This window comes from Streptococcus danieliae, assembly GCF_009767945.1.
Classification (GTDB): domain Bacteria; phylum Bacillota; class Bacilli; order Lactobacillales; family Streptococcaceae; genus Streptococcus; species Streptococcus danieliae.
The window spans coordinates 1-1,078 of sequence record NZ_WSRS01000159.1; the positions used below are offsets into that span (position 1 = coordinate 1).

General features: G+C 39.9%; 2 protein-coding genes. One reads left to right on the forward strand and one right to left on the reverse strand.

Annotated elements, in window-relative coordinates; translation table 11 throughout:
* Window positions 1–119: 119 nt before the first annotated feature.
* A complete protein-coding gene (locus E5983_RS09190; RefSeq protein ID WP_160333504.1) occupies window positions 120–689 on the forward strand; it encodes a hypothetical protein in 570 nt (189 codons plus the stop codon).
* Window positions 690–718: 29 nt separating this feature from the next.
* Here E5983_RS09190 and E5983_RS09195 read toward each other — a convergent pair.
* Window positions 719–1,078 (reverse strand): IS66 family transposase (locus tag E5983_RS09195; protein WP_160332181.1); only part of this gene is annotated, 360 nt, incomplete at its 5' end.

Genomic DNA, 1,078 nt, shown 5'->3' on the forward strand with positions numbered 1-1,078 from the left:
TACAATATTTGTCGTTTTGAACAGATCAAACGACTGAATTTGAATACATGGGCTTAGTGCGCCCAAAAATCAGAATTCTCCCGATAATCGGGATAGAAAAGTAGGAAATACAGGGACTTTTGCTGGAAATTGGAGGGCAAGAGTCCCTTCTTTTTTTATATGACGGAATACTTCTGGTTTTTAGAGGTGCCCTTAAACGTGGATTTATGTCGAATCTGCTCTTCGATAATATAGCTGGAATCTTTAGAGCCACCCAGACAGTTCTCGATATTTTAGATCAGTTACCAGTTGCTGAGCAGGGGAAGGTGAATAAGAGTTCTGAAAACGGATTTTTGGATTTCTCGAATGTCAACGTTGATGAGAGTGGAGACGTTGTTGTACCTCCAGCAATTGTTGAGAGTCAACAAACAAAGTTATTTGGAGAGAAAATCTATGGACTTGGGAACTCGGTTTCGACAGTCATTGCAGAAACGAAAGATACTTCAAAAGCGAGCTTTGTTAATCAATTGACTAAAGAGGTCGCACCTGTACTCGTCAATGAATTAAAGGCAGAGTATGGACTAAAGACCCGAGAAATGAAGGTAATTGAAAATCAAGTGAAGGAGACAATTGCGAATCAGGTTAAAAACCACGAAGTAAAACGTAAGCGCCCAATAACAGGGTACATCAAAAAACCTCCAAGATTGTAAGCAGCTTGCTTTGAATCTTGGAGGTTTCTTTAACGACAATGCTCTTGTATTTGTTTTGCCCATGGTAAATAAGCCTCTAGAACCTCCTTTTTTTCGAGAGTCTCCTCGTTTGGTAAATGTTCTAGTAGGAAAACTATATATTTTTCACTGTCCACTTGGTGGAGTTTGGCTGTCTCAATTAGAGTCATAATAATCGCACTAGACTCTGCTCCCTCTAAACTCTGGGAAAACAACCAATTCTTGCGCCCCATTACTAAGGATTTGATTGCTCTTTCTGCCAAATTATTGGATAGAACGAGACGTCCATCCTCCAGTACAGTTTTGAATGTGGACTCATAATCCAAACTGTATTTGAGAGCACGGCCTAACTTGGATTCTGGTAAGACATA